General features: G+C 63.9%; 16 protein-coding genes and 1 tRNA gene. 12 read left to right on the top strand and 5 right to left on the bottom strand.

Annotated elements, in window-relative coordinates; genetic code table 11:
- Positions 1-18 precede the first annotated feature (18 nt).
- A tRNA-Met gene (locus J1C52_RS02255) sits at positions 19-95 on the top strand.
- 104 nt (positions 96-199) lie between these two features.
- On the opposite strand, the gene J1C52_RS02250 is transcribed toward J1C52_RS02255, so the two are convergent.
- Positions 200-394: a hypothetical protein gene (locus J1C52_RS02250; protein ID WP_227426279.1), complete on the bottom strand. Its 195-nt coding sequence runs from the start codon at positions 392-394 to the stop codon at positions 200-202.
- A 1-nt stretch (position 395) separates the two neighbouring features.
- Between J1C52_RS02250 and J1C52_RS02245 the strand changes: the two genes are divergently transcribed.
- The 5 genes from J1C52_RS02245 (at position 396) to J1C52_RS02225 (ending at position 6,420) form a co-directional block, all read left to right on the top strand.
- Positions 396-1,688 carry an amidohydrolase family protein gene (locus J1C52_RS02245; RefSeq protein ID WP_227426305.1) on the top strand — a complete coding sequence of 431 codons (1,293 nt, stop codon included), beginning with the start codon at positions 396-398 and terminating at the stop codon, positions 1,686-1,688.
- Positions 1,689-1,856: 168 nt separating this feature from the next.
- Entirely contained in the window at positions 1,857-2,849 is a 993-nt protein-coding gene (locus tag J1C52_RS02240) for a BMP family protein (protein WP_227426278.1), read from the top strand.
- Between the two features lie 43 nt (positions 2,850-2,892).
- Positions 2,893-4,440, top strand: coding sequence for an ABC transporter ATP-binding protein (locus J1C52_RS02235; protein ID WP_227426277.1), 1,548 nt, complete (start codon positions 2,893-2,895; stop codon positions 4,438-4,440).
- Entirely contained in the window at positions 4,430-5,482 is a 1,053-nt protein-coding gene (locus J1C52_RS02230; protein ID WP_227426276.1) for an ABC transporter permease, read from the top strand. The genes J1C52_RS02235 and J1C52_RS02230 overlap by 11 nt, the downstream gene beginning before the upstream one ends.
- Positions 5,479-6,420, top strand: coding sequence for an ABC transporter permease (locus J1C52_RS02225; RefSeq protein ID WP_227426275.1), 942 nt, complete (start codon positions 5,479-5,481; stop codon positions 6,418-6,420). Before J1C52_RS02230 ends, J1C52_RS02225 begins: the two co-directional genes overlap by 4 nt.
- A 59-nt stretch (positions 6,421-6,479) precedes the next feature.
- Here the strand turns inward: J1C52_RS02225 and J1C52_RS02220 are convergent, their stop codons facing one another.
- On the bottom strand, positions 6,480-6,695 hold the full coding sequence (locus tag J1C52_RS02220) for a helix-turn-helix domain-containing protein (RefSeq protein WP_227426274.1): 216 nt from the start codon (positions 6,693-6,695) through the stop codon (positions 6,480-6,482).
- Positions 6,695-7,240, bottom strand: coding sequence for a hypothetical protein (locus J1C52_RS02215; RefSeq protein ID WP_227426273.1), 546 nt, complete (start codon positions 7,238-7,240; stop codon positions 6,695-6,697). Before J1C52_RS02215 ends, J1C52_RS02220 begins: the two co-directional genes overlap by 1 nt.
- A 128-nt stretch (positions 7,241-7,368) precedes the next feature.
- On the opposite strand from J1C52_RS02215, the gene J1C52_RS02210 reads away from it, so the two are divergent.
- The 5 genes from J1C52_RS02210 to J1C52_RS02190 all read left to right on the top strand — a co-directional run bounded on the left by J1C52_RS02210 (position 7,369) and on the right by J1C52_RS02190 (position 10,861).
- On the top strand, positions 7,369-8,514 hold the full coding sequence (locus J1C52_RS02210; protein WP_227426272.1) for a serine hydrolase domain-containing protein: 1,146 nt from the start codon (positions 7,369-7,371) through the stop codon (positions 8,512-8,514).
- Positions 8,515-8,774: 260 nt separating this feature from the next.
- Positions 8,775-9,284: an SRPBCC family protein gene (locus tag J1C52_RS02205; protein WP_227426271.1), complete on the top strand. Its 510-nt coding sequence runs from the start codon at positions 8,775-8,777 to the stop codon at positions 9,282-9,284.
- 24 nt (positions 9,285-9,308) lie between these two features.
- Complete coding sequence (locus J1C52_RS02200) at positions 9,309-9,662, top strand: YciI family protein (protein WP_227426270.1); 354 nt, start codon at positions 9,309-9,311, stop codon at positions 9,660-9,662.
- Positions 9,659-9,844: a hypothetical protein gene (locus tag J1C52_RS02195; protein ID WP_227426269.1), complete on the top strand. Its 186-nt coding sequence runs from the start codon at positions 9,659-9,661 to the stop codon at positions 9,842-9,844. Before J1C52_RS02200 ends, J1C52_RS02195 begins: the two co-directional genes overlap by 4 nt.
- Positions 9,845-9,925: 81 nt before the next feature.
- On the top strand, positions 9,926-10,861 hold the full coding sequence (locus J1C52_RS02190; RefSeq protein ID WP_227426268.1) for an RNA polymerase sigma factor: 936 nt from the start codon (positions 9,926-9,928) through the stop codon (positions 10,859-10,861).
- On the opposite strand, the gene J1C52_RS02185 is transcribed toward J1C52_RS02190, so the two are convergent.
- On the bottom strand, positions 10,858-11,871 hold the full coding sequence (locus J1C52_RS02185) for an NAD(P)-dependent alcohol dehydrogenase (RefSeq protein WP_227426267.1): 1,014 nt from the start codon (positions 11,869-11,871) through the stop codon (positions 10,858-10,860). The two genes, J1C52_RS02190 and J1C52_RS02185, sit on opposite strands and share 4 nt — an antisense overlap.
- On the bottom strand, positions 11,864-12,073 hold the full coding sequence (locus tag J1C52_RS02180; protein WP_227426266.1) for a helix-turn-helix domain-containing protein: 210 nt from the start codon (positions 12,071-12,073) through the stop codon (positions 11,864-11,866). Before J1C52_RS02180 ends, J1C52_RS02185 begins: the two co-directional genes overlap by 8 nt.
- 121 nt (positions 12,074-12,194) lie before the next feature.
- On the opposite strand from J1C52_RS02180, the gene J1C52_RS02175 reads away from it, so the two are divergent.
- Positions 12,195-12,788, top strand: a complete 594-nt coding sequence (locus J1C52_RS02175; protein ID WP_227426265.1) for a hypothetical protein — start codon at positions 12,195-12,197, stop codon at positions 12,786-12,788.
- The last annotated feature ends 17 nt before the right edge of the window (positions 12,789-12,805 follow it).

The following is a 12,805-nucleotide window of genomic DNA, read 5'->3' as shown; positions in this document are numbered from 1 at the left end:
AAAACTCTAAACAACCAACGCGGGGTGGAGCAGCCAGGTAGCTCGTCAGGCTCATAACCTGAAGGTCACAGGTTCAAATCCTGTCCCCGCAACCAAAGATCGCATACATAGAAGTAGATGGCGCACCGACAACCAGCGGGGCATCCTGCCGTGACCGGCGGCGAAGTATCGCATTGAGCGGCCTTCAGATCAAAACGCATTATTCGGCAAGGAATAAGGCAAATTCCGGGAAATAGTCGAGACCAAAGACGCCAACCCCGAAAACCCTTGACCAAAGCGTCGTGCAGATCGTTAACTCTCGGAACGAGACAACCGACCTGATGCCGATGGCCTTTTCGTTTGCTGGCCAGAAAAGCGAACTGGCCAGAAAAGCGAATCCGAGGCTGATTTTCATGATGTTTGATCTCTTGATCCGGGGCGCATCGCTGCCCGATGGTCGGCGCAATCAAGATATCGCTGTGCGTGATGGTCGCATTATCGCGGTTGCGCCCGCAATCACTGGCGAGGCACTAGAGGTGATCGAGGCGTGCGGCAATCTGCTGTCTCCTCCCTTTGTCGATCCGCATTTTCACATGGATGCGACCCTGTCACTGGGTCTGCCTCGCATGAACCTGTCTGGCACGCTTCTGGAAGGGATCGCGTTATGGGGCGAATTGCGCCCGACCCTGACTCCCGAGGCGGTGGTGGAGCGCGCCTTGCGCTATTGCGATCTGGCGGTGTCCAAGGGGTTGCTGGCGGTGCGCAGCCATGTGGATGTCTCCGACCCCAAGCTGGTCACAGTCGAAGCGCTTCTAGAGGTGCGCGCGCGTGTCGCGCCCTATCTTGACCTGCAACTCGTAGCCTTTCCGCAAGACGGGTTTTACCGCGGTCCAGACGCCGAGGGTGCCTTGCTACGCGCTTTGGATATGGGCGTTGATGTCGTTGGCGGCATCCCGCATTTCGAGCGCACGATGGACGCGGGGCGCGCGTCGGTCGAAGCCTTATGCCGGATCGCGGCCGATCGGGGGCTGCGGGTTGATATGCATTGTGACGAAACCGACGACCCAATGTCGCGCCATGTCGAAACCCTTGCCGCGCAAACCGTTCGCTTCGGGTTGCAGGGACGGGTGGCTGGCTCGCATCTGACGTCGATGCATTCTATGGATAACTACTATGTCTCGAAGCTTTTGCCCTTGATGGCAGAGGCCGAGATGGCTGCAATCCCGAACCCGCTCATCAACATGATGTTGCAAGGCCGTCACGATACCTATCCCAAACGCCGTGGCCTGACCCGTATTCCGGAAATGCTGGCCGCGGGCATCCCCGTGGCACTTGGGCAGGATTGCGTGCTGGACCCATGGTATTCCATGGGGTCGGGCGATTTGCTGGATGTCGCGCATATGGCCGTGCACGCGACGCAGATGGGCTCTGTTGCGGACAAGGCGAAGTTGTTTGACGCGGTCACAACGGTTCCGGCACAGGTGATGGGGCTGGACGGCTACGGGCTGGCCCCCGGTTGCCATGCCGATATGGTGCTACTTCAGGCCCGTGATCCGGCAGAGGCGATCCGCCTGCGACCTGTCCGGCTGAAGGTCATTCGGCGCGGCAAGGTCATTGCCGAAACCGCCCCGGAGCGCAGCCGCCTCGCGCTGGAAGGGCGCCCGGACATCGTGACACCGGCGGATTATGCACCCGATGCGCTGTCCTGACCTTGCCGCGCGCCCAAATATGGGGCGAAACGGGTGCTGTGTGCCCGAAAAGTAAGCATTTCTTGGCCGTGCGTGACGGCTCTGCTAGACTTGGACGAACACAGCGCCACACTCGGCCAAAAATAACCAGAACGGTCACGATTCGACCGCCAGCAAGGAGACCCTGCCATGACCCGTTTCATCATGAATCGCCGCCGCCTGTTGACGACCGGGGCTGCCTTGGGGGTCAGCACCCTTGCCGCGCCGTCGATCCTGCGGGCGCAGTCCGCCCCGGTGAAATTGGCGGGCATTCATGCGTCACCGGTCGAAAATGCTTGGAATTCCGTTCTGCACGCGGCCATGGTCGCCGCCGATGCCGAAGGGGTCATCGAGTACACATTCTCCGAAGGGGTATCAGGCACCGACTATCCGCGCGCCATGCGCGAATACGCCGAAGCCGGTAATGTGCTGATCGTGGGCGAGTCTTATGCGGTCGAGCGCGAGGCGCGTCAGGTGGCCGCGGATTACCCGGATACGGCGTTTCTGATGGGATCGTCGGGCGAGGCGTCGGGCGACAATTTCGGCGTGTTCGGCACATGGAACTGGGAAGCGGCCTATCTGGCCGGGATGCTGGCGGGCCGTATGACCCAGACCGGGATCGTTGGCTCTGTCGGGGCCATCCCGATCCCGGAAGTGAACATGCTGATCAACGGGTTTGCAGACGGGGTGAAGCGCACCAATCCAGACGCGCAGCATTTGGTCAGCTTTATCGGCACCTTCTTTGATCCGCCCAAGGCGCGCGAAGCAGGGCTTGCCCAGATTGATGCCGGGGCCGATATTCTGTTCGGCGAGCGCATCGGCACGGCGGACGCGGCACAGGAACGGGGCATCCCGGCGATCGGATCGCTGATCGACTACACGCCGCGTTATCCCGAAACCGTCTTTGCAAATGCACTCTGGTCCTTCCGTCCCTTGGTGAACGCGGCGCTGGCCGATGCGGTCGCGGGCAACCCGGTCGGCAAAAACTACACGCCGCTTAGCCTGATGAAGGATGGCGGGAACGACATATCTTTCGTTTCCAGCATGGTCCCGGCAGAAGCCGTGGCTGAAATGGAAGAAGTCCGCGCCGCCATCAAGGCGGGCGAGTTCGAAGTTCCGCGCAATTTCGACGAGCCTGCCTGATGCGGCAGATTGCGCCACGACCCGTCCCTTTCGGGGGGCGGGGATGACGCGCGTTCTGGAACTGGACGGCATCACCAAACGCTTCGGCGCGACGCTAGCGAATGACGACATCTCGCTGCATCTGGAGCGCGGCGAGATCGTGGCCCTACTGGGCGAGAACGGCGCGGGCAAGACGACGCTGATGTCCATCCTGTTTGGCCATTATACCGCCGATGCGGGCACCGTGCGCGTGCATGGCCAGACCTTGCCGCCCGGCAAATCGCGTGCCGCCATCAAGGCGGGCGTAGGCATGGTGCACCAGCATTTTGCCTTGGCCGGCAACCTGACGGTGCTGGAAAATGTCATGACCGGGACTGAACCGCTTTGGCGGCTACGCTCGGATCGGGCGGCGGCACGCGACCGTTTGGCCAAGCTAGCCGACCGCTTCGGTCTGCCCGTGGACCCTGATGCGCGCATCGCCGATCTCTCGGTGGGCGAATGCCAGCGGGTCGAGATCTTGAAGGCGCTTTACAACGAAGCCAGCGTTCTGATCCTGGATGAGCCGACCGCCGTGCTGACCACCCAGCAGGCCGAGCAGTTATTTGCCACGCTGCGCGACATGGCCGCGAAAGGGTTGTCGATCATCTTCATCTCTCACAAGCTGAACGAGGTGATGGCGGCCTCTGACCGTGTCGTTGTGCTGCGGGGCGGGCGTATTGTGGCGGAACGCGCGACGCGTGACACCAGCAAGGAAGAACTGGCCGAACTGATGGTTGGCCACAAGGTAGAGCGGCCCAAGCGCCCGCCCGCGCGCCCCGGTGCGGTGTTGTTGGAAGCGGATGATCTGCACCTGTCCGGGCGCGGGGGCGCGCCGCTGAACGGGGTCAGTTTCCGCCTGCGCGCGGGCGAAACGCTGGGCATTATTGGCGTGTCGGGCAATGGGCAGACTACGCTTGCGGGCCTTGTATCGGGGCTTTATCCGCCCGACCAAGGCGCGCTGCGGATCAAGGGCGCAAGCTTGCCGCGCCATGACGTGCCACATGCCATTGCTGCCGGGATCGGCCGCATCCCGGAAGATCGCCATGCCGAAGGTGTGTTGGGCGATATGGAAACCTGGGAAAACGTCATCCTCGAACGTTTGTGGTCGCCTGACTACGCGCGGCACGGGATCATCCGGCGTGGGGCCGCGCGCGCGGCAACAGAGCGGTTGCTGAAAGACTACGATGTGCGCGGTGCGCGCGTGAACAGCCGTGTCAGGCTTTTGTCCGGCGGCAACATGCAGAAACTGATCTTGGGCCGCGTGCTGGAAGCCGGCCCCTCTATCCTGATCGCGGCACAGCCCAGCCGTGGCTTGGACGAAGGCGCGATCGCGGGTGTGCACCGCCGCCTGATAGAGGCGCGCGACCGTGGGGCAGGGGTGTTGCTGATCTCGGAAGACCTGGACGAAGTGATCGCGCTCTCGGACCGTATCCGCGCCATTGCAGGGGGGCGGTTGTCGCCCGCCATTCCCGCCGCGCGGGCCAATGCGCAGCTTTTGGGCCTGATGATGGCGGGCGACTGGGACGCGGCCCGCAAGATCGAACAAGAGGCAGAGGCCGCCGATGCGCTTTGAACGCCGCGAAAACGCCTCTGCGGCGCTGACCATTCTTGCGCCCGTTGGGGCAATTCTAGCTGCGCTGGTCATCGCGGGCGTTCTGATCGCCATTGCCGGGGCCAACGTGCTGGAAGCCTACGGGTTGATCCTGCAAGGCGCGTTTGGCTCGCGCTTGGGGGTCACCGAAACCCTGACACGCGCGACCCCTCTGATCCTGACCGGGCTGGCAGCGGCGGTCGCGTTTCGCGCGAAGCTCTGGAATATCGGCGGCGAGGGGCAATTCTACATGGGGGCGCTGGCGGTCACGGCTTTCGGGCTTGTGCCCGGATTGGCCGGTGCCCCGGCCCCGGTGGTGATCCTGGCCTGCCTGGTTGTGGGGGCCTTGGCTGGGGCAACGCTGCTTTTGGTGCCGGCGGCGCTGAAACTGCGCTTCGGGGTCGACGAGGTGGTGACGACGCTTTTGTTGAACTTCGTCACCGTCCTGTTCGTGTCCCTGATGATCGAAGGCGCTCTGCGTGACCCCTTGGCCTTTGGCTGGCCGCAATCTGTGCCGGTGCCGGACGCGGCCGTTCTGCCGCAGTTGATAGAACGCTCTCGCCTGCACGCGGGGCTTTTGATCGCGCTGGGGCTGGCGGTCGCAGTCTGGTGGGTGCAGTCGCGCACCGTGTTCGGGATGCAGGCGCGCGCCACGGGCCTGAACGCTCGCGCAGCGGCTTTTGCGGGCGTGCCGCTGGGGCGCACGCTGGCGTTGGTCGCTTGCCTGTCGGGCGGGCTTGCGGGCCTCGCCGGCGCGATAGAGGTGATGGGCGTGAAAGGCTATGTCACGACCGACCTGTCGCCCAATTACGGCTATTCCGGTATCGTCATCGCGATGCTGGCCAACCTGAACCCGATCGGGGTTATCGGGGCGGCGCTGTTCTCGGCGGTCATGTTCGTCGGCGCGGATTCGATGAGCCGCGCCCTTGGCATTCCGTCCTACATTGCCGATGTGACCGTGGCCCTGTCCCTGCTGACCATGCTGGTGGCACTTTTCCTGACACAATACCGGGTGCGGCGATGAATGTGATCGTGGATATCCTTGCCTCTGTCGGCATGTGGGAAGCGATGTTCCGGATCGCCACACCCTTTATCCTTGGCACGCTGGGGGTGTTGCTGTGCGAACGCGTGGGGGTGCTGAACCTTGGCATCGAAGGGATCATGACCTTCGGGGCCATGATCGGCTGGCTGACGGTCTATTCCGGGGGCGATCTGTGGGCGGGGCTGGCGGCAGCCGCGGTCTTCGGGGCCATGTTCGGGCTGCTGCACGCGCTCATGACCGTGCCGTTGGGCCTGAGTCAACATGTCACCGGCCTTGGCATCACGCTTTTCGCGTCCAGCTTTTCCTACTACGTGTTCCGGCTGGCCATCCCGACATCGACCTCTCCGCCGACGATTGAACCTTTCCGCCCCGTCGCGATACCCGGCCTGTCAGAGATCCCGTTCCTCGGCCCGGTGCTGTTCAACCAGACCGCGCCCACCTATCTGGCAATCCTGCTTGTGGCCCTGATCGCCTGGGTTCTGTATCGCACGCCACTCGGCCTTGCGATCCGCATGACTGGCGAGAACCCCCATGCGGTAGATGCGCAAGGCATTGACCCGATCTTGTTGCGCATCGGCACGATCATGGCCGGGTCGGCCTTGATGGGGCTGGGCGGGGCGTTCCTGACCTTGGCCGCCTTTAATTCGTTTTTCCCGACAATGGTTCAGGGAAGGGGCTGGATTTGCATCGCGCTTGTCGTCTTTGCGCTATGGCGGCCCGGTCGGGCGCTGCTGGGGGCACTGTTGTTCGCGTTTTTCGATGCGTTTCAATTGCGGCTGCAAACCGCGGTCGATGGCGTGCCGTACCAGATATTCCTGATGCTGCCCTATATCCTGTCGATCTTGGCGCTTGTGCTGATGGCCCGCAAAGCGCGTGTGCCACAAGCGCTGATGCAGCCCTATCGCAGGGGCGAGCGGTAGCGGCCCCGTCCGCGCGAAGCCCCTGCAACAAGTGTGCAGGCGCGACGGTTCGATCCGTGTCACTCATCGGTCGCATCGGCATATTCCAGCAAGTCGCCCGGCTGGCACTCCAGCACCTCGCACAGCTTCGACAGCGTTTCGAAGCGGACGCCTTTTACATGCCCGCGTTTCAAGAGCGACAGATTGGCCTCGGTAATCCCCACGCGCGCAGCCAGGGCGCGCGAGCTGATTTTGCGGCGGGCGATCATCACGTCCAGACGAACGATGATCGGCATCAGACAAACTCTGCGTTTTCGGCGGCTATGTTGCGCGCGATGGTCCAGAGATGGCCAAGCATCCAGAAGGCAAGCCCGAACAACAGCGCCAGAACCCCGTCGCTGGACAGGCTGAATGCCAGTACGCGCTGCCCCGGTGCGGCATTCAGCGACAGGGCAAGGCCGATCAGCGTCGGCGTGGCCAGCGCAGCCAACCCGGCAGCCATGAGCCAGATGCCAGTGGTCGACAAGGCGCGCGGTTGGGCACGCCCGAACCAGTTCCGGCTGGCAAACCCATCGAAACAGGATGCCAGCGCGAACAGGGCGCGCGCCGTCAGTATGGCCGGGATCAGGCTGAACACCAGCGCGGCCCCGGTCTGAACCGAGGAGAGGGTGTGCCCCGGCGGCAGCCCGAGTTCCGCAACTGCTGTGCCCGTCGCATGGCCTGACAGCCAGAACAGCGCCACGAATGCAGGAATGGCGATACCCGTGGCCCGGCAGGCAAAGGCTGCAAGCCTTGCGTGCCGTGACAGGCGATTGGCATCGGACTGGGGAAATGTGCTCATGTCAAACCTCTGGATGATGCGACGTCATTAAACAAAAAATTTCTTTAAAACAATAAAGAATCATTGCTACGGGAAAAGTATTCGTCAATGCTTCAGGCTCGCTTGTTCATGTCGCCCAGAGGGGTGTGATGCCATTTTCCAGATTTGCGCTGCCCGCTCTGGCTTTGCTCGCCGCCTGTGTTAGCCCGCAGACACAGGGCGTGGTGCCATCGCAATGCGCAGGCGCTGCGCCTTATGCTGGGCCAAGCTTGCGGGCGGGGGGCGTGGTCGATGCATCCGGTCTGTCGCCCGCGCGCGGCTCTGGCCTGACACAGGCGGAACGTGACCGGCTGACGCAAGCCTTTGCGACGGCCCGGCGCGCAACGGGCGCGGAAAGCCTGTCGGTCGCGGTCTGGCAATCCGGCGGGGACCCGTGGGTTGCGCAGCACAGGGTGGGTGCCGGTCAGCTGCATTACTGGGCCAGCGTGGGCAAAATCGTCACGGCCGCCGCGATCTTGCGGTTGGAAGAGATGCGCAAGCTCTCTCTCGACGACCCGATCAGCGACTATGTGCCGGGCGTGCCCTTGGGCGATGCGATCACGCTTCGGATGCTGATGGCGCATAGCTCTGGCCTGTTCAGCCTGAATGAAGACCCTGACCTGAGCGCCCAAGGCATGATGACCCTGCCAGAGGTGCTAAGCGCGCTGTCCCAAAAACCGCTCTACGCCTGTCCGGGTGCGGTTTGGCGGTATTCGAACACCGGCTACACCCTGCTGGGCGCGGTCATAGAGGCGGTGACGGGCCAGCCCTATGCCACCGCCGCCGAAGACTTGGTTCTGGCGCGCAGCCGGGCCGACACTATCCGCGTCTTGTCGCGCCGTGCGGACCTGTCGAATATCGTGCCCCTTGGTGCCGGGGCAGAGCCGGGCTTTGACATCCGCGCGCCGCAAGCCGCGGGTGGCATAGTGGCCGATGCGCAAAGCATGGCGCTGTTCCTGCGCGACCTGCTGGCCGGGCGCATCGTGTCGCGGGCCCATGTCGCGCTGATGACCCGGACGCTTTACCCGATGTTCGACCAAGGGCTTTGGTATGGCTTGGGCATGATGGTCTATGACGTGCCAAGCGCGGACGGCGCGCAGCTTTGGATCGGGCATTCGGGCGGGGTGCCCGGTGCCAAGGCGATCGTGGCCTATGCACCGGATCTGGATGCGATCGCGGCTGTCGCCCTGACGGGTGGCGGCTCGGCCGAAGCGACGGCACATCTTTTGTTCAAGGCTTTGGATGGAGGGACGTGATGTCCAGATTGCGGTTTCTTCCTTGGGTGTGTCTGGCTTTTCTGATGGCGGGCTGCGCAGACATCAACTGGCGCGGCACCTTTCAGGACTGGGCTGACTCGAGCTGCCGGGAAGAGGGCTATGGCTGCCCCGCTCCGCGATCCTGAAGGGCGCTTGGTCCGGGCCATCAGAATTTCTTTCGACAGATGTCGATTGGGGCGGCGTCCATTCGTCATGGTCATAGGGGCGCTGTTGCCCTTGTTTTCAGAAAGGATGACGACATGACACTGACGCAATTTCTGGGCGGAGGTGCGGCGCTTGTCGCGATATTGGCCGGGGCCACTCTTTTGCTGCCCCGGCATGTGCAGGTTGCCCGCGCGGCCATTGTGGCCCCCGATGCTGTCACGATCCTGCGGCTTGCCGCGTCTGGCGCGGGGTATCAGCGGTTCAACCCCTATCGCGACAGCGATCCCGACTTGGCGATCACGCTGTTCGGCCCCGAAAGCGGCATCGGGTCCGGCTTTCGGTTCGACGGGCGCGAGGGCAAGGGCACGCAGACCGTCGCGGCGCTGGCCTCCGATGCCGTGCGCTATGACATCGACCTTGGCGCGATGGGCCGCCCCGTGCAAACCATCCGCGCAGAGCGGCAAGGCGATGGCACCCATGTGATCTGGACGATGGAGGCCGATCTGGGCTTCAACCCCATCGCGCGCGTGATGGGGCTGTTCATGGACCGTATGGTCGGCCCTACGCTGGAGCGTGGGCTTGCCAAGATCAACACCCTTGCCTAACCCTGAACCACAGGAGATTTGACCATGCGCTATACCTTTCTGCTTTATTCCGACCCGGCAGATTTCGCCGATATGACGCCCGATGACTGGGCCGCCCTGCAAGAGGTCTACGGTGCCTATATCAGCGCCCTGAAAGACGCTGGTGTCTTTGTCGATACCGACTGGTTGCAACCCGTGCAGACCGCGATCACGCTCAGCCTGAAAGGCGGTGCCAAATCCGTGCAGGACGGGCCATTCGCCGATACCAAGGAAACGCTGGGCGGGTATTTCGTGATCGAAGTCCCCGATCTTGATGCCGCGATGGCCTGGGCCGAGAAATGCCCCGCCGCACGCAGCGGCAAGGTGGAAATCCGCGCCTCTGCCATGGGCGGGGCGTGAGCGACACATTTGCTGCCAGCGCCGCCGAACATGCGGCGCGGGTGTCTTATGGCAAGCTGTTGGCCGTTCTTGCCCGGCGCAGCGGCGATATTGCCGCGGCCGAAGACGCGCTGGCAGAAGCTTTTGCCCGCGCGCTGGATGTCTGGCCACGCGAAGGCGTGCCCAACCGGCCAGAGGCCTAGCTGCTGACAACCGCCCGCAACCGGGCCATCGACACGCAACGCCGCGACACGCGCCTGCGCTTTACGGACAAGGTGCCTGACATGCTGCCCCCTGATCCCGCGCAAGATGGGCCGGATGCCCGCCTTGCCATGATGCTGGTCTGCGCGCATCCCGCCCTTGGCACGGATATCCACGCGCCGCTGATGCTGCAAACAGTGCTGGGCGTGCAGGCGGCGGATATTGCACGCGCCTTTGCCGTGCCGGCGCCCGCCATGGCGCAGCGCCTTGTGCGCGCGAAACGCAAGATCCGCGATGCGGCCATTCCCTTCGTCGTGTCGGAAATGGCGCAGCTTTCCGACAGGCTGACAGCCGTGCATGAAGCGATCTACGCCGCCCATGCGCTGGATTGGCTGGCACCAAGCGATGCGCTGGGACAAGAAGCGCTCTACCTTGCCGACCTGTTGTGCCACCTGCTGCCGCAAGACGCCGAGGCCCATGGCCTGAGCGCGCTTATCGCCTTCACGCAGGCGCGGGCGCGGGCGCGCGTGGTGGCGGGTGTGCTGGTCCCGCTGGATGAACAAGACCCCACATTATGGGATGCTAGGCTGATCGCGTTCGGGCAGGCGGCGCTGGCACGGGCACAAGCGCGGCAGGCACCGGGCCGCTTCCAGATAGAGGCCGCGATCCAGGCGGTGCATCTGGACCGTGCCCGATGCGGGGGTGTCGACTGGCTGGCGCTCGATCAGCTTTACTACGCGCTTGACCGGATCGCGCCCTCGCTTGGTGCGTCTGTGGCCCGCGCGCGCGTCGTGGCCGAACGCTACGGCGCACAGGCCGGGCTGGCATTGCTGGACCAGTTGGATGCGCAACGAATTTCCGGTTTTCAGCCCTTCTGGGCCGCCAAGGCGCATTTGCTGGCGCGCGACGGGGCCGCAGGCGATGCCGCGCGCGCCTATGCCAAGGCCATTTCGCTTACGACCGAACCACCCCTGCGGCGCTATCTGGAAGCGCGCTTGGCACAGGTCTTGCGGCCCTAGTCCGGTGCGCTCACGTCCAGCACAACCGCACCACGACGGTGGCGCGTTTCTACCAGCCGATGCGCGTCTTGCGCCTGTGCAAGCGCAAAGCGATGCCCGATGACGGGGGTGAACTGTCCCGCCTCGACCATCTGGACCAGCCGCTGAAGGTCTTCGGCCCGATCCGGGCTGGTTGCGATTCGCGTCTTGCGCGCGCGAAACGGGTTTGCAAATGCCGCCCCGAATTCTCGCAAGCCGAAATTCAGCGGAAAGAACTGGCCACCGGGGGCCAGAAGCCGCCGCGCGGCAGTCGGGGCAAGCAGGCCGATCGTGTCAAGGATCACGTCCTGCCCGCCGGGCCACGCGTCTTGGCGCACAAGGTCATGGGCAATCTGGTGATCTGCGCCAAGGTCGCGGATGAAATCGATATTGGCGCTGCCGCAAACGCCCGTGACCTCTGCGCCCAAGGCCTTGCCGATCTGCACCGCATAAATGCCCACGCCGCCCGACGCTCCGATGACCAGCAAGCGCTGCGCGGCACCAAGCCGGGCGAAATCGGCAAGGAAACACAGCGCGCATAACCCCCCGAACGGCAGCGCTGCGGCCTGCGCATAGTCCAGCCTTGCCGGGATTTCCGCGATGGGGCCGTCTTGCGGGACGGCCAGATAGCCCGCCGATGCCCCGCCCGCCTGCGCGATGCCGAAAACCCTGTCACCGGGCCGGAAACGCGAGACATCTTGCCCCACCGCGACCACCTCGCCCGCGAATTCTGTCCCGATATAGGGGTTGCGGGGGCGCAGAATTCCGAACATCGCCCGCGCGGGAACCGCGAGGATGCCGGGGAAAGCCCCCGCCCGCAAACGCCAGTCGGCGGTGTTGACGCTTGCGGCATGAACCCGCAGCAACACCTCGTTGCGCTTGGGGCGTGGGACGGGGCGGGTTTCCAGCATCACCACCTCTGGCGGGCCGTAGCGGCGGCGCACCAAGGCGGGCATCTCCTGCGGGATCTGTGTCGGCTGGGCGCTAGTCATCCGTCTCAAGCTCCAGAATATCGCCGGGTTGGCAGTTCAGTTCCGTGCAGATCGCTTCCAGTGTCCGAAACCTGACCCCCCGCACCTTGCCAGAGCGCAGCAAGGACAGGTTCTGTTCCGAAATCCCGATGCGGGATGCCAGTTCGCGCGCGGTCATTTTGCGCTTTGCCAGCATGACATCAAGCCTGACAGTGATCGGCATGTCGCACCCCCGTTTGCGCCCTGCGCATCCGGGCGCAGGGGAGATGTCCGGAATTTTGTTTTAAAAAATTCATGTTTTATATTAAACAATAATAACGAATCATGATGCAACAGGTTTTCTCATGCGCGTCTCGAAGCACATCGCTTTCTTGCTTTGCTGCATTGCTGTCGCGGTGCCTGCCTGCACGGCTGTCACGCCTGCGGGCCTGATCGCGGCCAGCCGGCTGGACCCGCTTAGCGCACCGGCGGACGAGATTGCCGTCGCGCTCGGTGTTCCGCAATCGGTGCGACTTGGCCCCGGCGACGCGGTGTTGCGGATTGCGTTCCGGGGTGGGGCGGCGGCATCGACCGTGCAGATCGAGGAAGAGGTGCCGCTGCAAATCGCCGCGCAGCCAGACGGGGCGATCGCGCCGAATTCGCCGGATGAGCGGGTGTTCATCGCCAGCCTTGGCCCAGAGGATGCCGCGCGGTTCAGTGCCGCGCAGCGCGCCATTCAACTGGCCCGTGCGCAAGGGGTCGAGGGGAAGGGAACGCTGACGGCCGAAGTCGTGGACGGGTGCCTGACGGCACCATTGGCAGCAGAGTTTCCCATCAGCACTTGGCTGCGCAGCTCTGGCGATGGCCGCTTCGTGCCCCTGACCCGGCAGATCGATGCGTTCCAAAGCTTGGGGCCAGAGGGGGCGACGGCGCTGCGCAGCCGCTTGGCACCCTGCTAGGGGCCACCCCGCTGGAC

The sequence above is a fragment of the Roseibaca sp. Y0-43 genome (assembly GCF_020667835.1).
Lineage (GTDB): Bacteria > Pseudomonadota > Alphaproteobacteria > Rhodobacterales > Rhodobacteraceae > Roseinatronobacter.
The sequence above is the reverse complement of the archived record's forward strand: the minus strand, read 5'-3'. Positions and strand labels throughout refer to the sequence as shown.